Origin of the sequence: Pseudarthrobacter sp. S6 (genome assembly GCF_050156575.1) — a bacterium.
GTDB lineage: Bacteria > Actinomycetota > Actinomycetes > Actinomycetales > Micrococcaceae > Arthrobacter.
Genome location: NZ_CP189581.1, coordinates 570,613 through 589,817 on the forward strand (window position 1 = coordinate 570,613; position 19,205 = coordinate 589,817).

Below are 19,205 nucleotides of genomic sequence, written 5' to 3' on the forward strand. Positions count from 1 at the left end.
GCCCCGGGAAACCCGAAGGAATCTGCTGGTATTAATTTTCCTCTAAGTTGGGTGCCCTGCCTAGTCCTCGGGGTCCGGCGTGGTGGTGTCCCGTTCCGACTGCTCCGCGCCGTTCCGATGGTGCTCACGCAGCTCGCGGCCGCGCCGGATATCGTCCTCCTCCTGCTCTTGTATCTTCTCGCTCCTCTTGGTGTCCCGGGGCGGCAGTTGGATGGTCTCCTCGGCCTCGATTCCGGCCTGGAGTTGCCGTCCCCGCTCCATCTCGGCGTCGAACTCTGCCCCGAACAGCAGCGACATGTTCAGGATCCACAGCCAGAGCAGCATCACGATCACACCGCCGAGCGCGCCGTACGTTTTGTTGTAATTGCCGAAGTTGGCCACATAGAAGGCGAAACCCAGCGAGGCCAACAGGAACACCACTAAGGCGATAAACGAGCCGATGCTCATCCACCGGAACCTGGGTTGCCTTACGTTGGGCGTGGCGTAGTAGAGCATGGCGATGATAGCCATGACCAGGGCCACGATCACGGGCCATTTGGCGATGTTCCAGACAGTGAGGAACGTGTCGCTGAGCCCGATGGCCCCGCCGACTGCCTCCGAGACCGGTCCACTGAGCACCAGCAAGCCGGCGAGGACGGCCACCGTGACCACTGCCAGCAACGTCACGGCCAGCATGGTTCCGCGCAGCTTCAGGAAGGGGCGGCCCTCATCCACTTCGTAAATTCGGTTCATGGCCCGGCCGAACGCTCCGACATATCCGGAGGCTGACCACAGCGCAGCTGCGAGGCCGACGAACAGGGTAAGTCCGGCGGCAGGCGCGGCGGCGAGCTCCTGCACGGGCCCGCTGACGGTGTTCACAGTGTCTGCGGGCGCAACGCCCCGGACGATTTCGAGCAGGGCCGTGCTGGTCTTTTCCGCATCGCCGAAAAGGCCTACCAGTGAAACCAATGCCAGCAACGCCGGGAACAGTGAAAGCACGGCGTAATAGGTCAGGGCTGCCGCCAGATCGGGGCACTGGTCCTTGCTGAACTCCCTGATCGTTTTTTTGGCGATGAACTGCCAGGACGGTTTGGTGACGTCGGTGGGGCTATCCGGTTTCCGGGAATCGTCGGGCGCCGGAGCGCTGCACGCCTTGGCGGTGCTGGTTTCGGGCGCGTCGTGAGTGGTCATGGGGTGTCCTCCGATGTTGGAAAAAGGAGCGGGCCGGTTCCGCCTGGGGAGGCGGAACCGGCCCGTCTGCGCGCTGTAGTCGTAAGGTTTTGGCGCCCTCAGGGGCCGTCGCCGTTACGTGTTCTGCACATTCTCCCTCGCGTCCGCGGCACGGTCTTTGACGTCCGCTGCCGCAACCTGGCCTTCTGTCTTGACGTGTTCGGCCGCGTCGGCGGCGGTGGCCTTGACGTTCTCCATGGCTTCCCGCGCCGGTTCTTTCAAGCCCTCAGCGATCTCCTTAGCGGCCTCGGTCAGCTCGGTGGTCAACGGTTCGGCGGCGGACTTGAGGGCATCCGCTGCTTCGCGTTCCTTCTCGCTCGCCGGGATCAGCGATGACAACAGCAGGCCGGCGCCGAAAGCGATGAGCCCAGCAGCAAGCGGGTTGCCCTGCGTCTTGGCCTTCACCTGGTGCGGAGCGTCACCGATGGCAGCACCCGCTTCGATGAGGGCGTTGCCTGCACTGTCGGTGCGGGTGCCACCATGCACGCGGCTGGTGGCGTCGGCTGTTCCCATGACTTTCTCCTTCACTCCGAACACGGCGTCCTTGACCTTGTCTGTCTGACGATGGACGATGTTCGACGGCGTCACTTTGTCTGCCACCGCGTCCACGCTCGTGCCCAGGCGGGCGCGGGTTGCCTCAATATCTGAACGGATAACGTCCGGGTTGTCGCTCATGGTTTTACCTCACCGGGTTTTAGGGTTGGGGGAATTTTCTGGAGTGTTTCAGCGGTTTGGGGCATGCCCTTTACAGTTTTGAGCTCCCTGCGGCCCACGGAGGCCAGCACAGCGGCGATGACGCCCCAGATGACAGCGACGACGACGGCGGACCAGCCGAGTCCCATCAGCCCGCCCAACGCGACCCAGAGGGCGATTGACAGGAACAGGAGCACGAAGTGGCCGGCTACGCCGGCGCCGGCCAGCATGCCACCTCCCCTGCCTGCCTTGCTGGCGGATTCCTTGAGTTCGGCCTTGGCAAGCTCCACTTCCTGGCGCATGAGCGTGGAAAGGTCGCGCGTCACCTCGCCGAGCAGGTCACCCAACGACGTGTTGTCCGCCTTAGCATGCGCCGCAGACGGGGGAGGCGCAGGTATCTGGCTGCTCATCAGAGCCTGCCAGCCTGGCCGTCTGCGGAGCGGTCCCGGGTCAGGGGGTCGTTGGCCATAGGATCGTCGGCGAAAGCGCCATCCGGCAAGGGATCGTCGTCGCGGCGCTCATCAGACCACTCCTCCGCGAGCTGCGGGCGGTCCAACGTACTGGCGGGACGCGAGGGGTCACCGTAGCTGCTCCCCGGTGCGCCGCCGTCGAACCCTGCCGTGTTGTAGGCCGGGCCCGGCAACTGCACCGGCGGGGGCGGGACAGTGCCACCAGCCGACGGCGTGTAGCCGCCAGGACCCGCGACATGCTGGCCGCCCGTGCCAGGGTAATTCGACGCGGACTCTGGTGCGCCGGCGCTCAGGCTGCGGCTGAGCCGGCCGGCAAGGACTCCTGCGCCGGCCGCGAGAAGCAGGAAAGTCCCGGGTCGCTGCCGGGCGAAGGTTTTGACCTCGTCCAGGAGCGACCCCGGGTCCCGTCCGTCCAGCCAGGTGGCGACGGACGAGGAACGTTCCGCTGCCTGGCGGACCATGTCGGTGGCCACCCCGGGCTGGTCGGACGCCTGAGCCATGGCGTGCAGTTCGTCCGAGACTGACCGGAGGCCGCTGGCTACCTTCTGCTGCTGCGCGCTGGCCTGTTGGGTGAGGTCATGGCGGGCCTGGTGCAGGAGCTCCTTGGTGTTCGCCTTGGCCTCCGATGCGACGTTGGCCGCTTCCGACTTGGCGGTTTCAGCCACACTCTGTGCGGAATCTGCCGCGGTCCGCGCCACATCTCCGGCTTCTTCTTTGGCTGCATCCGTGCGGGAGGTCCCGTAGGTATCACCCGTCTGCGGCGCTGCAGTGGGTAACGTGCTGGGGAACGTACTTGGCGCACGTTCTCCTGTGGTTCCGTGGGTGGCCGGTGGAGACGGGTAAGCCGAATCCTCGGGCCATTGGTTCTCTGTCATCTTCGCTCTCTCTTTCCAAAGAAGGCCTGTTGTTGATTAAGAACCAGCGATACTGGCCGTAAAATAGTAAGCATGATTAGTAACGGAAGGTAAGTACCCTTCCTACCTGAATTTCAAAAGGGGTTCGTATCGCCTGCCGCCCGGCATCGCAGGGACCCCGTCACAATGAAGTGGAAAGGGTGGGCAGTCGTGGATACAACATCGTGGGTTTGGGTGATTATTGCCATCGTTGTGCTGGTCCTGATTGTGCTGTGGCTGGTGACCGGGCGTCGCCGTCAGGCCATGCAGCAGAAGCGGGACGAATCACACCGCGAAAAGGCCGCCGAAATGCGCAGGAAAGCCGAGAACATCGAGCTCGATGCGCGTGAGAACGAAGCCCGGGCCACCCGCGCCCGTGCCGACGCGGAAAAGGCACAGGTGGACGCTGCGAGGCTGAAGCAGGAGGCTGAGCAGAAGGCCGACGCTGCCAGGTCGCTCCGGGAAGACGTGGCCGAGCGCACCCAGAAGGCTGATGCCCTGGACCCCGACATGGATCAGGACGGGGACGCAGCGCGTACCGATGCCATGCGGGCCGACGCCGACATGCATCCGGACGACGCCATCCGCACCGACGCCACGCGCTCCGATGCCACCCGGGCGGAGGCACTTCGGCGGGATCAGGAAAAGGAAGATCGGGACAGGCCGCTGGCAACCTAGCCAGATTGCGGCGCCCGGACCGGTCTGGACTGAGGCCGGGCCGGACCGCCGGCGCTGGGTGGTCACTTATGGTTGATCCATGACTGAAGCGGCACACGGGTAATGGCAAAGCGTGCCAAGTCAGGCGGGCGGAACAGCCAGCGTTCGACGGCGGGTGTCATCGAGGTGCCCAAGGGGAGCCGTCCTGAGGGCCCGGTTGAGGGCGTCTACTACGTTGATACCGGCGACTGCGAGCTCATTGCGGACCAGGACAACTCCAACGGGTGGCTCCTGAAGATCAACGGTGTCATGAGCTCCCACATAGACCTCGCCGATCCGTTGTTCCTCGATTTTGAGTACATGCGCTGGATGGCGGCCCTGATTGAGTCCCGTTGGCCGCCGCAGGCCGGCAAGAGCGGAGCCAGGGTGGTCCCGCCCGCCGCGAGCGGGACGCAGAAGCTGCGCGGACTGCATCTGGGTGGCGGGGCCTGTTCGCTGGCCCGCTACTTCCACGCCGCCTATCCTGACGCCCGGCAGGTGGTGGTGGAGCTCGACGGCAAACTGGCAGAGTATGTCCGCGGCTGGTTCGACCTGCCCAAGGCACCGTTCCTTCGGCTCCGTGTGGGAGAGGCCCGCGAGGTCACCGAGACGCTGACACCGGACAGCCGCGACTTCATCATCCGAGACGTGTTTGCCGGTTCACTCACACCGCGGCCGCTCACCACCGCCGAGTTCAATGACCACATCCAGCGGGTCCTGGCGCCGGGCGGCATCTATGTGGTGAATTCCGGCGACGCGCCCGACCTGAAGAATGCGCGTGAAGACGCCGCCACCATCGCGGCCGCATTCAAATACACCGTCATCATCGCCGACCCCGCCATGCTGAAGGGCCGCCGCTACGGCAACATGGTCATGGCCGGCAGCGACAGCCCGCTCGACGGAGACCCGCAGCTGGCCCGCCGACTGCTGGGCGGCGCCGTCCCGGCCCACATCTGGAACGACGCCCAGGTGCGCGCCTTCGCCGCGAACTCCCCGGTTCGTCACGACCCACCCGCACCAGCGACTGAGGGTTAGCCGATTTCGACGGGCTCAAGCACGGTTTCCCCGGCCCAGCAGGGCATTCCGGTGCGCCGCCGTTTGGTCGCGCAGAGCCTGTACAACGGCGGCCACGGCGGGGCGGCGCATCGAATCGGGCCGAAGCACCATCCAATACGGGAGCAACTCGGCGAAGTCGTCGGGGAGCAGCCGGACCAGGTCAGTGTGCAGATTGCCCATAAAGCACGGCAGGAAGCCGATGCCTGCGCCGGCACGTGTGGCCTCCACGTGGACAAACACGTTGGTGGAGGTGAGCCCTTCGCGCATGGCAGGCACCAGCCGCCGGGGTGCGTCCAGATCGTCCACCTGCAGCATGGAATCTACAAAGTAGACCAGCGGGTGCTCCGTCAGTTCAGCCACGCTCGCCGGCGTCCCGTTCTCGGCGAGGTAGGCATGCGAGGCGTACATCCCCAGCATGTACTCGCCCAATTGCACAGCTTCGGCCCGGTGGACCTGCGGTTCGCCCACCACTACTTCGATGTCCAGGCCCGACCGCTGCTGCAGGGCCCGCCGGGTCATAGTCACCACTTCCACGCTCAGCCCCGGGTGTTTCCGGCGGAGCCGCGCCACCGCGGGTGCGGCAATGTAGGCGCTGAAGCCATCGGTCGCGGTCATGCGTACGACGCCGGTAATCGGGTCAGGTGCCTGGCCTGCCGGTCCCAGCGCACTCACCGCTGCCTCAACCTGTTCGGCAACCCGGACAGCGTCCGTGCCCAGCTCCGTCAGTTCCCAGCCGCCGGCCGCCCGGGCCAGGACGCGGCCGCCGAGCGCCTTCTCGAGGGTGGCTATCCGACGCGAAACGGTGGTGTGGTTCAGCCCCAACACTTGCGCCGCCGTCGTAAATTTTGCGGAGCGGGACACCGCGAGCAGGACCAGGAGATCATCGGGATTAGCCTTCATATCTGCAATTGTGCACACAGTGGGTGCTGGTTTGGCCATTGAAGGCGCATGTTTGTGCAGTAATACTCAGTGGAGCCATTAGTGCTGTGGATTCGAAGTGCAGTGGATCACAGCGCGTGTCAAAGTGGACACTAAGGAGAAACTCATGAGCGTAGAGCAGCGCTCGGCAGACAATGCCGCCGGATCCGCACCCAAGGGATCCGGACTGAAGAAGATTGTGGCCGCCTCGATGGTGGGCACGGTGGTGGAATGGTACGAATTCTTCCTCTACGCAACCGCCGCCACCCTGGTCTTTGGGAAGTACTTCTTCCCTGCCACCGGCAACGAGCTGGACGGCATCATCCAGGCGTTCCTCACCTATGCGGTGGGTTTCGTGGCGCGCCCCCTCGGCGGGATCGTCTTCGGCCAGATCGGCGACAAGCTGGGCCGCAAACCCACGCTGCAGCTGACCATCGTGATCGTTGGCGTGGCCACCTTCCTGATGGGCTGCCTCCCGGGCTTCGCTGACATCGGCTACCTGGCCCCGGCGCTGCTGGTGGCCCTCCGCTTCATCCAAGGCTTCGCGCTCGGCGGTGAATGGGGCGGCGCGGTACTGCTAGTTGCCGAACACAGCCCCAACAAGTCCCGCGGATTCTGGTCCAGCTGGCCGCAGGCCGCCGTGCCGGTGGGCAACCTGCTGGCAACACTGGTTCTGTTCATCATGTCCACCACCCTGAGCCCCGAAGCGTTCCTCGGCTGGGGCTGGCGCGTGGCCTTCTGGCTCTCCGCCGTGATCGTCTTCGTTGGCTACTACATCCGCACCCACGTCACCGAGGCACCCATCTTCCTGGAGGCCAAAGCCCTGCTGGAGAAAGAACAGGCTGTCAGCTACGGGGTCTTCGAAGTAGTCCGCAAATACCCCAAGGGCATCCTGCAGGCCATGGGGCTGCGCTTCGCGGAGAACATCATGTACTACCTGGTGGTCAGTTTCGCGATCGTCTACCTCAAGAGCGTGCACAAGTACGACACGTCCTCGCTCCTGCTGGCACTCCTGATTGCCCACGTCATCCACTTCCTGGTCATCCCGCAGGTTGGCCGTCTCGTGGACAAGGTAGGGCGGAAGCCCGTCTACCTGATCGGGTCCATCTCCGGTGCGGCCTGGCCGTTCTTCGCCTTCCCCATGTTCGATACGCGCAACGCCGTGGTGATTGTCCTGGCCGTGACCATCGGCCTGTGCCTGCACGCGTTTATGTATGCCGGCCAGCCCGCCATCATGGCCGAGCTCTTCCCCACCCGGATGCGGTACTCGGGTGTATCCCTGGGCTCCCAGGTCACCTCGATCTTCGCTGGTTCGCTGGCGCCGCTGCTGGCTACCCAGTGGCTCAAGGACACCGGTTCCTGGCTGCCCACGGCCATCTACCTGGTGGTCGCCTGCGCCATCACTACGGTGGCGGTGCTGAGCCTGAAGGAAACGAAGGGCATTGCTCTGGAAGAAGTGGACAAGGCCGACGCCGCCCGCGAGGGACTGCTCCCGGCCGGCTCACGCTGAGCTGCTTGAGCCTCCGAACTACTAAGGACCGGATAAAACGATGGGAAGTGCAATGGATAACACCCTGAACGGCCGCAAGGCCGTAGTGACCGGCGGCGCCAGCGGGATCGGGGCTGCCTGCGTCAGGGAACTCGCCGCCCGCGGGGCGAAAGTGGTGGTGGCCGACGTCGACTCCGCCGGCGCTGCCGCCCTCGCTGATGAAGTGGGCGGCACGGCCTGGGCCGTGGACCTGCTGGACGTGGACGGACTCGCCACCCTGAGCCTGGACTGCGACATCCTGGTGAACAACGCCGGGATTCAGAGCATCAGCCCCATCGAAGCGTTCGATCCGGCGGACTTCCGCCGGATCATCGCGCTCATGCTCGAAGCCCCGTTCCTGCTGATCCGGGCCGCACTGCCGCACATGTACGCCAACGGCTTCGGCCGGATCATCAACGTGTCATCCGTGCACGGAATCCGGGCCTCCCCGTTCAAAAGCGCGTATGTTTCCGCCAAGCACGGCCTCGAAGGGCTGAGCAAGGTGACGGCGCTTGAGGGCGGGGAGTACGGAGTCACATCCAACTGCATCAACCCCGGCTACGTCCGGACCCCGCTCGTCGAGAAGCAGATTGTGGACCAGGCCAAGGTGCACGGCATCCCCGAGGCCGAGGTGCTGGCCAAGGTGATGCTCACCGAGTCCGCTGTGAAACGCCTGGTGGAACCGGAGGAAGTTGCTTCGCTGGTGGCCTGGATGGCGTCCGATCATGCCGGCATGGTCACCGGGTCCAGTTACGTGATGGACGGCGGCTGGTCGGCTCGGTAAGCCCCCAACAGTCCTTCCGGGGCTTGGAGTTTTTGTCCAGATAACGCGGGTTCCAGGGTCTGATGGGTGCGTTATCTGGACAAAAACTCAGTCCTGGCGCCTCAGGTGGCGGTGATCGTAGAAGAAGACCCCAGCCGCGGCTCTGAGTTCCACGGACGGACCGCGGTGGGACATGATGATCCCCGCGTGCCGGCCGTTGAACGGATCGTCGCCCACCACTGCTTCGCCCACGCGATAGGGGCACCGCGGGCGGAGCGCCGCGAGGACCCGGCCGCAGGCGCGGCGAACGAGGGAAGAAAGTCTGACAGGCCGCCCCATGCTGGCTCGGTCCTGGACATGTGCTTTTACCATGCGAACCACTCCTTGAAGCGGCGTTGAGCCGCTCAGTTTGGTGCGGTAGCCGGAAAGCTCCCAGCAGAGGATGGTCCTCCTATTCCTGGCTGGCACCTTACAGATACCGTAGGCCCTATTCACACCAGTCACACCAGTAACATGTACCTGTCTTTGCGGACCAGTTCTACCTAGGCGATTTCAGGGTCGGTCCGGGCTGTTGAGGATGTCGTCGGCGTTGTTGTAGGCCCACGTGACCAGTGGAACCAGCAGGCTGGACAGTTCATAGCCGCGCTCGGTCAGGCTGTAGTCCACGCGGGGCGGGATGACCGGCTGGGCCTTTCGCAGCACCAGTCCGTCTCGCTCCAGGGTCTTGAGGGTTTGAGCCAGCATTTTCTCGCTGATTCCCTCCGCGCGGCGCCGGAGTTCGCTCCAGCGCTGCTCACCTTCCGAGAGCGCCAGCAGGATCAGCACTCCCCACTTGCTGGTGATGTGGTCCAGGACGGTGCGGCTGGGGCACCCGGCCGGGAACACGCCGTCGGCCAGTCCTTCGGGCAGATGTGCCCGGAGATCTGCCGGCAGGCTGGCGGGCCATACGGTTGCTTCCATACCCATAACTTACCAAAAGGTAAGTACCTTACCTCAAAGTGCGTACTGTCTTTCAGGAAGTAATGGCAAGGATGGCTGGTTGTGAGGGGTGACCCCCTTAGGAATGGTGAAAGGAACCAACCCATGAGCATCGTTATCACTGGAGCAACCGGACGGCTTGGCCGTCACGTCGTCGAGGCCCTCCTGCAGCGCAATGTTCCGGCAGCAGAGATCGTGGCTGCCGGCCGGTCCATTGAAAAGCTTGCCGACTTCGCAGCCCGCGGCGTCCAGGTCAGGGCGATGGACTACACGGACCCCGCCTCGGTGGCGCTGGCACTGCAGGGCGCCAGCAGAGTCCTCCTGATTTCCGGCAGCGAGGTTGGCCAGCGCGTGGACCAGCACCGCACCGTGATTGAGGCAGCAGCAGCGGCGGGCGTGGAGTTGATCGCCTACACCAGCATCGCCAATGCAGACACCACCGGCATGAAGCTGGCCGCCGAGCACCAGGCAACGGAGGCCATCCTGAAGGAGGCAGGCGTGCCGTTCGCCATCCTCCGCAACAGCTGGTACCTCGAAAACTACACCGAACAGCTCCAGGGCACGCTTGCCCAGGGCACGCTTGCCGGCAGCGCCGGGGAAGGCAGGATCAGTGCCGCGTCCCGGGCGGACTACGCCGAAGCCGCCGCCGCCGTGCTGGCTGCCGAAGACCAGGCCGGCAAGATCTACGAGCTCGGTGGGGACCACGCCTTCACGCTCACCGAACTGGCCCGTGAAATCAGCACCGCGGCCAACAGGCCCGTGGTTTACCAGGACCTTCCTGCCAGCGACTACGCCGGACTTCTCGCCGGGTTCGGCGTGCCGGAGCTCTTCGCGGACATCCTGGCGGACTCGGATCTCGGGATTGCCCGGGGCGACCTCCTGGTCAGCGGCTCGGACCTCCGGACGCTGATCGGCCGGCCGACAACGCCCATGCCGGCTGCCGTCCGTTCCGCGCTCGCTTCGGCCTAAACAGCCCCGCGGCCTGGTTGCCCGGTCGCGTTGCCCGGCACCGTCAGGTGACCACCGGCAGCGGCGAGGTTTCGTCCACGAGTTCGGCCCGGCGTCGTCCGTTCCCCTTGACCCACAGCCGGTAGGCGAGGACCAAAAGCCCCAGCCACACCGCGCCCACGTAGAGAGCCACGCGGGTGTCCTCGAAGGCGCCCAGGACGGCGATGACCAGTGCCATAAACGCGATGGTCAGGATGGAGGCAGCCGGCCACCACGGGGACGGGAATTCCGACGCCGGCAGGCCCTTCCGCGCGATCTCGCCTTTCATTGCGACATGTGAAGCCAGGATCATGACCCACACCCAGACGGTGGCGAACGTGGCAATCGAGGCGATCAGGATAAAGACGTCCTCGGGAATGACAGCGTTCAGAACCACGCCCACCAGGAGGATGCCGGCCATCATCACTACCGTCATCCATGGCACACCATGGCGCGAGACCCTGCCGAAAACTGCCGGTGCATGGCCTTGGCCGGACAGCCCGAACAGGATGCGCCCGGCACCGAAGATGTCGCTGTTGATGGCGGAGAGTGCAGCGGTGATCACCACGGCGTTGAGAATATGCGGTGCGGCCGGGATCCCCAGGCCGCTGAAGATCTGGACGAACGGGCTCCCGTTGGTCCCGATCTCGTTCCACGGGAACAGGCTCATCAGCACGCCGAGAGTCAGGACGTAGAACAGCAGGACGCGGACCGGCACCGTATTCACGGCCTTGGGGATGACCTTCTTGGGGTGTGCGGCCTCCCCGGCGGTGATGCCGAGCGTCTCGATCCCGCCGAATGCGAACATCACGACGGCGAACGATGCCAGCAGTCCCTCGAAGCCGTTGGGGAACAGCCCGCCGTGCTCCACGAGGTTGCCGAGTCCCGGAGTCACTGTGGAACCGCCGGCCTGGAAACCAAAGGCGATGATGGCGGCGCCGCCGACGATCATGGCGATGATGGCCACCACCTTGATCAGCGAGAACCAGAACTCGAGCTCGCCGAAGACCTTCACGCTGAGCAGGTTCATTGCGGCCAGGAAACAAATAATGGCCAGGATCCAGATCCAGCGGTCCACCTGGGGAAACCAGAAGCCCATATAAATGCTGAATGCAGTGACATCGGCGATGGCCACAATCGCCATCTCAAAGACATAGGTCCAGCCGGTCACAAACCCTGCCAGCGGTCCGAGGTAGCGGCTGGCGTACTGGCCGAAAGAGCCCGAGACGGGATGCCGGACGGCCATCTCGCCGAGGGCCCGCATGACCATGAAGACTGCCGCGCCGCCGATAACGTAGGCCAGCAGGACCGCCGGGCCCGCCTTCTGGATGGCCGAGGCTGAGCCGTAGAACAGGCCTGTGCCGATCGCCGAACCCAGGGCCATAAAGCGGATATGGCGGACGTTCAGTCCCCGGTTCAGGACGTGCGCGACGGCGGCTCCCGGCCTGGGCTGTCCAGCCGGGCTTGCGTCTTGGGTGGCGGCGCCTGGTGCTTGCTGCATACGAATACCTTCTCGTCATTGGGAGGGGGATCGCCAACCAGCAGACCACTTTGGCGCCCCTGGCGATGAGACTCACGGGCGGTTGGTGTCTTCCATCTCAGACTGGGGGTTGGGGTGTGGCCTTTCCTTTCCTGCGGAGTCCAAAACTATTGACATCATGTCTGGTTTTCTTTACTTTTAAAATGTCAGCTTTGTTTTACATCTGGTGGGAATGGCAGGAACGGAAATGTCCTTCGAAGAGAAGAGCGCCTGGATCATGGGGGTGGTGGCGGTGGGCTCCTATGGCGTGTACCTGGCCATCGTCCTGGGGCTGGCCGGCACTATGCCAGTTGCCGAGCTTCCGTACGTTGCTCCACTGCTGTGGACCGTCGGGGCATCCATTGCTGCGTCCATCGCCCTGCACATTCTCCTGGGCATCTTTTCGCCCAAGGAGTCCGGGAAGAAGGACCAGCGCGACAGGGAGATCTACCGTTTCGGTGAGTACATCGGACAGTCGTTTGTGGTCATCGGCGGCGTCGCGGCGCTGCTCCTGGCGATGGCTGAGGTGGATCACTTCTGGATCGCGAACGTCATCTACCTGACGTTCGTCCTGTCCGCGATTCTGGGCTCCGTGGCCAAAATCGTGGCCTACCGCCGGGGGTTCCAGCCGTGGTGAAGCCAACGCGGGTAACCAACTCCATCCGGCGCCTGCGGTTCGAACGGGGAGAGATGACGCAGGCCGAACTCGCCGACCGCGTGGGTGTCACCCGCCAGACCGTCATCGCCATCGAGCAGGGCCGGTACTCGCCGTCTTTGGAGATGGCGTTCCAGATCGCCCATGTGCTAGTCGTGCCGTTAGAGGACGTGTTCCAGTACCCGAACAACGAAGGAGAAGCATCATGAAAGCTATCGTGCAGGACATTTACGGGAATTCCGATGTGCTCCAGCTACGGGATATTCCGCAGCCGCTGCCCGGCGTTGGGGAAGTGCTGATCGGGGTTCGTGCCGCCGGTGTCGACCAGGGCGTGTGGCACCTCATGACCGGGCGGCCGTACCTGGTCCGGCTTTTCGGGTTCGGGCTCAAGAAGCCCAAGGTGCCTGTCCGCGGACGCGAGGTGGCCGGGGTTGTGGAGGCCGTGGGGGCCGGCGTGACACGCTTCCAGCCCGGCGATGAAGTGTTCGGCACCTGCGAGGGGTCTTTTGCCGGATTCGTCTGCGCCCAGGAGAAACGTGTGGCCGCGAAGCCCGCAAACCTCACGTTCGAGGAGGCTGCGGTGGCACCAATTTCTGGTGTTACCGCGTTGCAGGCTGTCCGCGATGCCGGGCAGGTCAGTGCCGGCCAGAAGGTGCTGGTCATCGGCGCTGGCGGGGGAGTCGGGTCCTTTGCTGTGCAGGTGGCGAAGGCATTCGGGGCGGAGGTCACGGGAGTCTGCAGCACCGGAAAGGTGGAGTTGGTCCGGTCCCTCGGCGCTGATCACGTCATCGATTACACCCAGGACGACTTTGCGCTTGCCGGGCTGCTGTACGACGTCATTCTGGATACCGCCGGCAACCGGCCGCTCTCAGTCCTGCGGAAGGCGCTAACGCCGCGCGGGATCCTGGTGATTGTCGGCGGTGAGGGCGGAGGAAACCTGACCGGCGGGTTTGAGCGTTCGATGGGTGCGCCGCTGGCGTCGCTGTTTTCCGGGCAGAAATTCAAAGGGCTTGTTTCGACGGAGAACTACCGCGATCTTGAGGCGCTGACCACGCTTATTGAAGCCGGCAGTGTGTGGCCTGCAGTGGACAAGGTGTACGCGCTCGCTGAAGCGCCAGCCGCCGTAGAATACATGCACGAGGGCCGGGCCCGCGGCAAAGTAGTGGTCAGCATCTGAGGCTCTTCTACCTTCCACCCCCGCCCTTCCACCCCCGGCGCGAAGGGACAGTTAGGCGCCGGCCAGCTCCCGCCGGCACCTCAAGAATGATGTCAGCGGAGTTATCCACATAGGCGTTCATCCTTGAGGATATTGTCAGACCCCTGCTGAGATGCTTTAACCATGGATAGCAGAGGAGCTGTGGCGGCGGCGGAGGCCCTTTCGGTGTCTTTCGCTGAGCTAGCAGTGGCGCTCCGCGGCGGGACCGTTTCCTCCGGGTCCTGGGATGCTGATCCGTTGCGCCGGGTAGCGGATGGTTTGCTGGACGGGCTGGCCGAGATCTCACGGTTGGACGCGAAAAGTGCTGCCCTGAAGGTCTGGCTGGCTGCCGGTTACAGCGCCGCCGCCGAGGCCCTGGCGGGCCCTGCTGAGTCGCCGCAGGACCATAGCGGGCAGGAGATGGCTGTCGTCGCTGAGGTCGCATGCGTGCTGGCGGTCAGTGACCGCGCCGCCAGTGCGCTGCTCGCTGAGGCGCGCGCGCTGACCACGGCCCTGCCGCTGACGTTCTCGGCGTTGCAGGCCGGGGTCATTTCGTGGCCGCACGCCCGGATCATGGTCGATGAAACCACTAACCTCGACAGGGCGGCCGCGGCGGCCCTCGAAGCGCATTTCCTGGACCCGGACGTCGCGAATCCGGCACGTGGCCTGGCCGGTGAGCTCATCCCCGGCCGGTTCCGGCACAAGGCCCGCACCTGGCGGGAACGCCATCATCCGGTCAGCATCGAAAAGCGCCACCTACGCGGTATCCAGGACCGGCGGATGGAGCATGCCCCGGACCGTGACGGGATGGCCTGGCTCTCCGCGTACCTGCCCGCCGATCAGGCCGCCGGGATCTGGGACCGCACCACCGCCGCCGCGCGGGCCCTCCAGGGGCCTCATGAGGGCCGGACTCTGAGCCAGCTCCGCGCAGACTCCGTCGCGACCTGGCTCCTGACCGACACCAGCGCCAGCGCCGGGGCCGGAACCGGTGATGAGGGTAGGGAAAACAGGGGCAGCGCGACCGGTGAAACGAGCCACCAAGAGACCGGGGGCATCGCCGTGAGCGGCGGTGTTCCCTCGCCGCGGGCACAGGTGTTGATAACCGTGCCGGTGTTTGCGCTGTTGGGCCTCACGGATGAACCGGCCATGCTCGACGGATACGGCCCGATCCCGCCGCCCATGGCCCGGCAACTCGTGGCGGAAGGTGCGGAGTCCTTTCACCGGGTCCTGATCGATCCGCGGGACGGTGCTCCGCTGGAGATCGGGCGGACCAGCTACCGGCTCACGAAAGCGCAACGCCAATGGCTACGGCTGCGCGACGGCAAATGCCCGTTTCCCGGCTGCAGCAACCACTCCCTCGACAACGAAGCCGACCACATCCTCCCCTGGGCCCACGGCGGCACCACCGGCATCAGCAATCTCGGTCAGCCCTGCCACAAACACCACCGACTCCGCCACACCACAGGTTGGAAACCCACCACCGCTACCAAGAACGAGCCACCCGGCTGGATCTCACCCAACGGCCGGCGATACGCCAGCGAACACCCCGACTGGGAACCACCACACTGGCCATGCCAGATCGAAGAACAGTTTGGGCATCAAGAAATTGGTGAAAGGCTAAGACTTCAAGATTGTGGCCCGGATCCTCAAAACCCGCCCGACGACTCATCCCTGTCCGAGTGCTATCAGCCAGACCAACAGCCAGACCATCCCCAGGCAGGAGACGGGTCTCCGGATAGGCCGCTTTCGCCGACGCCAGTGCACGTCAGCGTCCAGGAACGTCTAGGGCGCTGAGTCGCCTGCCGTTTCAAGGTCTCGGGTGCGTAGCGGGCACTCTACCCAAGTGCTCCCGCGCTCTGGCCCCTGGCAGGAGCTCTGGCCCCTGGCAGGAGGAGTCCACACAAACGGCGTGGTGGTGGTGATTGCCCTGAATCCCAGTCGTCGCAGGATCGGCTCGCTGTCAGCGGAGGCATCCACCTGCAGGTACTTCACTCCACAGGCAGCCGCCACCCTAGCCCGCGCCGACACCAAGGCCTTGCAGATCCCCCGTCGGCGCCATGCAGGCAATGTCGAGCCGCCCCACAAACCCGCGAAGTCCGAGCCCGGATTGACCTCCAACCAGGCTGCCGACACCATTTCCCCCGAGGCCTCGGCCATGAAGACCACCAGGTTTTCCGGGTCCGAGGCCAGCCGGTCATGCAGATCAGCAGCCACCCAGCTGTAGTCGGCGGCCCACACTTCAGACTTCATGGCCGCGATGCGCTCCAGGTCGGGGCGTTCACGGGCCAGTCTCACCCGAATGCCTTCCGCGGTCGCAGTGCCGCCGGCCATCGCAGCCGTCTCACCTACCAGGACGGTCTCGCGGTCTTCCGGCACGAAGCCCGCTGCGCCAAGTCGGGACTCCAGATCATTCGGGAGATCATGTGCCCTGGTCTTCCATTCGACGGCTTCCCCGCGGCCGGCAAAGTAGTCACGCTGCTCGACGATCAGCCTGTCGAGCATCCCGCCCTCCACGCCAAGGTCACGGGCCGACTCGATGAAGCCCGGCCGCTGCCCGGTCACGCGTAGCAGGGGGCCCAGCAGCTTATAGTCGTGGCCTGCCGGAATCGTTGGCGGAACCAGCCGGCGGAGCTGGGAATCGTCCGCGGCAAGGATATCCGTGGTTGAGGCCATACGCTTCAGCCTAGGACCAGCGCCGCCGGACCCGAGCGGACCGGGAGGGCAGCCTGGGGCTAACATCTCGGGACCGCGACCGGGTCCGAACGCCATAGTCTGGTATTCCGGACACAGGCTGTGTTTGGATGGCGATGAACAGGCCTGCCATGGGTGCAAGGTTAAGTACGGGATCCCGGACATGGCCGGAAGCCCCGCGAGAAAATAACGGAGGGCACAGTGGTGTCGAGAACGGAAACCAGGCCTGAGGTGGGCAGCGAACCACGGGCGACGTCCAAAGTCCCCGCTGCCGAGAACACCCTTCGTATCCTCAAACTACTGGCCTCGAAGCGGGGGCCGATGGCGGCGTCGAGCATTGCGACGTCCTTGGGATTGCCGCGCTCAAGCGTTTACCACCTGCTCGGGGTAATGGAGGCGAACGGTTTTGTCCTCCACTTGCACGAGGAGCAGCGCTACGGGCTGGGGATCAGTGCCTTCGAGCTGAGCTCGGCGTATTCGCGGCAGGAACCGCTGTCCCGCCTGGGCCGGCCGCTGCTGGCATCGCTGGTGGATGTGATCGGCGAGAGCGCGCACCTGGCGGTGCTCCATGGGCGCGACGTGCTGTACATCGTGGAAGAGCGGGCCAAGAACCGCCCGTCCCTGGTCACCGACGTCGGCGTCCGGCTCCCGAGCCACCTCACCGCCAGCGGACGCGCCATCCTCGCGGCATTGCCCAAGTCCCAGGTCCGTGCGCTTTACCCGAATGCCGAGGCCTTCACTGCCCGGCATGAGGTGGAGGGCGCCATCATGAAGTACTCCGCGCTGTCCTCGCACCTCGACCGGGTCAGGCAGCGCGGCTACGCTACCGAACACGGCGAGGTGACGCCCGGCTTCGGCTCGATCGCCGCCGCTGTTACGGACCACGTGGGATGGCCGACGGCGGCAGTCGCCGTCACGTTCCTCGAGGACAAATTGCCGGCGGACCAATGGCCGGCGCTCGCCGCGCGGGTCCAGAAAGTAGCGGACGAGCTGTCGGTGCGCATCCACGGCCGCGCGGCCAAGTAGCTCTTCCCCCCGAGCCATGCTCTATCACATTGGGTTCCCGTTCGCCCGGTTTGGCGACCGGATCGGATAGAGCAACAGGGAAACGGCAGCGGTCTGGAATCCCAGACACTACCCCTCCAAAAGCCCTGTTTGCCCCGCCGCGAAGGGGCTTTAGTAGAGACAGAACCTCTTCCCATCACCGCGAACCACTCGCCAGAACACATAGGAGCCCTCATGGCACCCGCCGATTTCACCACCGGTGCCCGCCCGGTCAAAGCAGCCCGCGGCACCGAGCTCACCGCCAAGAGCTGGCAGACCGAAGCCCCGCTGCGGATGCTGATGAACAACCTGGACCCAGAGGTGGCCGAACGCCCCGAAGACCTGGTGGTCTACGGCGGCACCGGCCGCGCCGTACGGTCCTGGGCCGCGTTCGACGCCATTACCCGCACCCTGGAAACCATGGAAAAGGACGAGACGCTCCTGGTCCAGTCCGGCAAACCGGTGGGCGTGTTCCGCACCAACGAATGGGCACCCCGTGTGCTGCTGGCCAACTCCAACCTTGTTGGTGACTGGGCCAACTGGCCCGAATTCCGCCGCCTCGAGGCCGAGGGCCTCATGATGTACGGACAGATGACCGCCGGGTCCTGGATCTACATCGGCACCCAGGGTATCCTGCAGGGCACTTTCGAGACCTTTGCCGCGATCGCCCGCAAGCTCACCGGCGATGAGGACGGCACCCTCGCCGGCACCCTGACCCTCACCGGCGGCTGCGGCGGCATGGGCGGCGCCCAGCCGCTCGCCGTCACCCTGAACGAGGGCGCCTGCCTGATCGTCGACGTCGACGAAAGCCACCTGCGCCGCCGTGCCGGCAAACGCTACCTCGACGAGGTGGAAACGGACCTCGACGCCGCGATCGCGAAGGTGCTGAAGGCCAAAGAAGAGCGCCGCGGCTGGTCCGTGGGCTACGTCGGCAACGCCGCCGAGGTCTTCCCCGAGATCCTGCGCCGCCACAACGCCGGCGAACTCACAGTGGACATCGTCACGGACCAGACCAGTGCCCACGACCCGCTGAGCTACCTCCCTGAAGGCATCGCGGTCGAGGAGTGGCACACTGAGGCCGCCGCCGACCCGGAAGGCTTCACCAAGAAGGCCCAGGCCTCGATGGCCAAGCACGTCCAGGCCATGGTCGAGTTCCAGGACGCCGGCGCCGAGGTCTTTGACTACGGCAACTCCATCCGCGACGAGGCCCGCACCGGCGGCTACAACCGCGCGTTCGAATTCCCCGGCTTCGTCCCGGCCTACATCCGCCCGTTGTTCTGCGAGGGCCTCGGCCCGTTCCGCTGGGTGGCGCTCTCCGGCGATCCCGAAGACATCGCCGTCACGGACAGAGCCATCAAGGAACTCTTCCCGGAGAACAAGCACCTGCACCGCTGGATCGACGCCGCACAGGAACGGGTGGAGTTCGAAGGGCTGCCAGCCAGGATCTGCTGGCTCGGCTACGGGGACCGCGCCAAGGCCGGCCTGCTGTTCAACCAGCTCGTCAAGGACGGCAAGGTCACGGCGCCCATCGTGATCGGCCGCGACCACCTCGACTCCGGCTCCGTCGCCTCCCCATACCGCGAAACCGAGGCCATGGCCGACGGCTCGGACGCCATCGCGGACTGGCCGCTGCTCAATGCCCTGCTCAACACCGCCTCAGGTGCCACCTGGGTCTCGATCCACCACGGCGGTGGCGTCGGCATCGGCCGCTCCATCCACGCTGGCCAGGTCTCCGTCGCCGACGGCACCGACCTCGCCGCACAGAAACTCGAACGCCTCCTCACCAACGACCCCGGCATGGGTGTCATCCGCCACGCCGACGCCGGCTACGACCGCGCCCTCGACGTCGCCAAAGAACGCGGCGTCCGCATCCCGATGAACGAGGCCCGGTGATCGAGCCCGTCGAGATC

The 19,205-nt window shown here is 65.1% G+C and carries 20 protein-coding genes; 11 read left to right on the forward strand and 9 right to left on the reverse strand.

Features of this window, described 5'->3' with window-relative positions; genetic code table 11:
* Window positions 1–60 precede the first annotated feature (60 nt).
* The 4 genes from ACQCS0_RS02865 to ACQCS0_RS02880 form a co-directional block, all read right to left on the reverse strand.
* Window positions 61–1,170 (reverse strand): YihY/virulence factor BrkB family protein, encoded by a 1,110-nt coding sequence (locus tag ACQCS0_RS02865; RefSeq protein ID WP_354155402.1) that lies wholly within the window; start codon window positions 1,168–1,170, stop codon window positions 61–63.
* 114 nt (window positions 1,171–1,284) lie between these two features.
* The gene (locus ACQCS0_RS02870) at window positions 1,285–1,884 is read right to left on the reverse strand and encodes a DUF3618 domain-containing protein (RefSeq protein ID WP_354155401.1); all 600 of its coding nucleotides are present in this window, start codon (window positions 1,882–1,884) and stop codon (window positions 1,285–1,287) included.
* The gene (locus ACQCS0_RS02875; RefSeq protein ID WP_354155400.1) at window positions 1,881–2,312 is read right to left on the reverse strand and encodes a phage holin family protein; all 432 of its coding nucleotides are present in this window, start codon (window positions 2,310–2,312) and stop codon (window positions 1,881–1,883) included. Before ACQCS0_RS02875 ends, ACQCS0_RS02870 begins: the two co-directional genes overlap by 4 nt.
* On the reverse strand, window positions 2,312–3,247 hold the full coding sequence (locus tag ACQCS0_RS02880) for a hypothetical protein (protein ID WP_354155399.1): 936 nt from the start codon (window positions 3,245–3,247) through the stop codon (window positions 2,312–2,314). Before ACQCS0_RS02880 ends, ACQCS0_RS02875 begins: the two co-directional genes overlap by 1 nt.
* 189 nt (window positions 3,248–3,436) lie before the next feature.
* Between ACQCS0_RS02880 and ACQCS0_RS02885 the strand changes: the two genes are divergently transcribed.
* Complete coding sequence (locus ACQCS0_RS02885; RefSeq protein WP_354155398.1) at window positions 3,437–3,943, forward strand: hypothetical protein; 507 nt, start codon at window positions 3,437–3,439, stop codon at window positions 3,941–3,943.
* Window positions 3,944–4,045: 102 nt separating this feature from the next.
* The gene (locus ACQCS0_RS02890) at window positions 4,046–4,996 is read left to right on the forward strand and encodes a fused MFS/spermidine synthase (RefSeq protein WP_354155397.1); all 951 of its coding nucleotides are present in this window, start codon (window positions 4,046–4,048) and stop codon (window positions 4,994–4,996) included.
* A 15-nt stretch (window positions 4,997–5,011) separates the two neighbouring features.
* Here ACQCS0_RS02890 and ACQCS0_RS02895 read toward each other — a convergent pair whose 3' ends face one another.
* Window positions 5,012–5,917 carry a LysR family transcriptional regulator gene (locus tag ACQCS0_RS02895; RefSeq protein WP_354155396.1) on the reverse strand — a complete coding sequence of 302 codons (906 nt, stop codon included), beginning with the start codon at window positions 5,915–5,917 and terminating at the stop codon, window positions 5,012–5,014.
* A gap of 145 nt (window positions 5,918–6,062) precedes the next feature.
* Here ACQCS0_RS02895 and ACQCS0_RS02900 point away from each other — a divergent pair, with 145 nt between their 5' ends.
* Window positions 6,063–7,445 (forward strand): MFS transporter, encoded by a 1,383-nt coding sequence (locus ACQCS0_RS02900; RefSeq protein ID WP_354155395.1) that lies wholly within the window; start codon window positions 6,063–6,065, stop codon window positions 7,443–7,445.
* Window positions 7,446–7,497: 52 nt separating this feature from the next.
* The gene (locus tag ACQCS0_RS02905) at window positions 7,498–8,247 is read left to right on the forward strand and encodes a 3-hydroxybutyrate dehydrogenase (protein WP_354155394.1); all 750 of its coding nucleotides are present in this window, start codon (window positions 7,498–7,500) and stop codon (window positions 8,245–8,247) included.
* Between the two features lie 87 nt (window positions 8,248–8,334).
* Here ACQCS0_RS02905 and ACQCS0_RS02910 read toward each other — a convergent pair whose 3' ends face one another.
* On the reverse strand, window positions 8,335–8,598 hold the full coding sequence (locus ACQCS0_RS02910; protein WP_354155393.1) for a hypothetical protein: 264 nt from the start codon (window positions 8,596–8,598) through the stop codon (window positions 8,335–8,337).
* Between the two features lie 180 nt (window positions 8,599–8,778).
* The gene (locus tag ACQCS0_RS02915; RefSeq protein ID WP_354155392.1) at window positions 8,779–9,186 is read right to left on the reverse strand and encodes a helix-turn-helix domain-containing protein; all 408 of its coding nucleotides are present in this window, start codon (window positions 9,184–9,186) and stop codon (window positions 8,779–8,781) included.
* A 123-nt stretch (window positions 9,187–9,309) separates the two neighbouring features.
* Here ACQCS0_RS02915 and ACQCS0_RS02920 point away from each other — a divergent pair, with 123 nt between their 5' ends.
* Entirely contained in the window at window positions 9,310–10,173 is an 864-nt protein-coding gene (locus ACQCS0_RS02920; protein ID WP_354155391.1) for an SDR family oxidoreductase, read from the forward strand.
* A 43-nt stretch (window positions 10,174–10,216) separates the two neighbouring features.
* On the opposite strand, the gene ACQCS0_RS02925 is transcribed toward ACQCS0_RS02920, so the two are convergent.
* On the reverse strand, window positions 10,217–11,692 hold the full coding sequence (locus ACQCS0_RS02925) for an amino acid permease (RefSeq protein ID WP_354155390.1): 1,476 nt from the start codon (window positions 11,690–11,692) through the stop codon (window positions 10,217–10,219).
* A gap of 226 nt (window positions 11,693–11,918) precedes the next feature.
* On the opposite strand from ACQCS0_RS02925, the gene ACQCS0_RS02930 reads away from it, so the two are divergent.
* The 4 genes from ACQCS0_RS02930 to ACQCS0_RS02945 all read left to right on the forward strand — a co-directional run bounded on the left by ACQCS0_RS02930 (window position 11,919) and on the right by ACQCS0_RS02945 (window position 15,354).
* Window positions 11,919–12,347, forward strand: coding sequence for a hypothetical protein (locus tag ACQCS0_RS02930; RefSeq protein ID WP_354155389.1), 429 nt, complete (start codon window positions 11,919–11,921; stop codon window positions 12,345–12,347).
* A complete protein-coding gene (locus ACQCS0_RS02935) occupies window positions 12,341–12,574 on the forward strand; it encodes a helix-turn-helix transcriptional regulator (protein ID WP_354155388.1) in 234 nt (77 codons plus the stop codon). The genes ACQCS0_RS02930 and ACQCS0_RS02935 overlap by 7 nt, the downstream gene beginning before the upstream one ends.
* Complete coding sequence (locus ACQCS0_RS02940) at window positions 12,571–13,542, forward strand: NAD(P)-dependent alcohol dehydrogenase (RefSeq protein WP_354155387.1); 972 nt, start codon at window positions 12,571–12,573, stop codon at window positions 13,540–13,542. Before ACQCS0_RS02935 ends, ACQCS0_RS02940 begins: the two co-directional genes overlap by 4 nt.
* A gap of 162 nt (window positions 13,543–13,704) precedes the next feature.
* The gene (locus ACQCS0_RS02945; protein ID WP_354155386.1) at window positions 13,705–15,354 is read left to right on the forward strand and encodes a DUF222 domain-containing protein; all 1,650 of its coding nucleotides are present in this window, start codon (window positions 13,705–13,707) and stop codon (window positions 15,352–15,354) included.
* Here ACQCS0_RS02945 and ACQCS0_RS02950 read toward each other — a convergent pair.
* Entirely contained in the window at window positions 15,343–16,233 is an 891-nt protein-coding gene (locus ACQCS0_RS02950; protein ID WP_354155385.1) for a GNAT family N-acetyltransferase, read from the reverse strand. The genes ACQCS0_RS02945 and ACQCS0_RS02950 overlap by 12 nt on opposite strands.
* A 249-nt stretch (window positions 16,234–16,482) precedes the next feature.
* Here ACQCS0_RS02950 and ACQCS0_RS02955 point away from each other — a divergent pair, with 249 nt between their 5' ends.
* Together ACQCS0_RS02955 and hutU are read left to right on the forward strand one after the other, a co-directional pair.
* Window positions 16,483–17,277 carry an IclR family transcriptional regulator gene (locus ACQCS0_RS02955; RefSeq protein ID WP_354155384.1) on the forward strand — a complete coding sequence of 265 codons (795 nt, stop codon included), beginning with the start codon at window positions 16,483–16,485 and terminating at the stop codon, window positions 17,275–17,277.
* A 213-nt stretch (window positions 17,278–17,490) separates the two neighbouring features.
* Complete coding sequence (hutU, locus tag ACQCS0_RS02960) at window positions 17,491–19,188, forward strand: urocanate hydratase (RefSeq protein WP_354155383.1); 1,698 nt, start codon at window positions 17,491–17,493, stop codon at window positions 19,186–19,188.
* Window positions 19,189–19,205 lie beyond the last annotated feature (17 nt).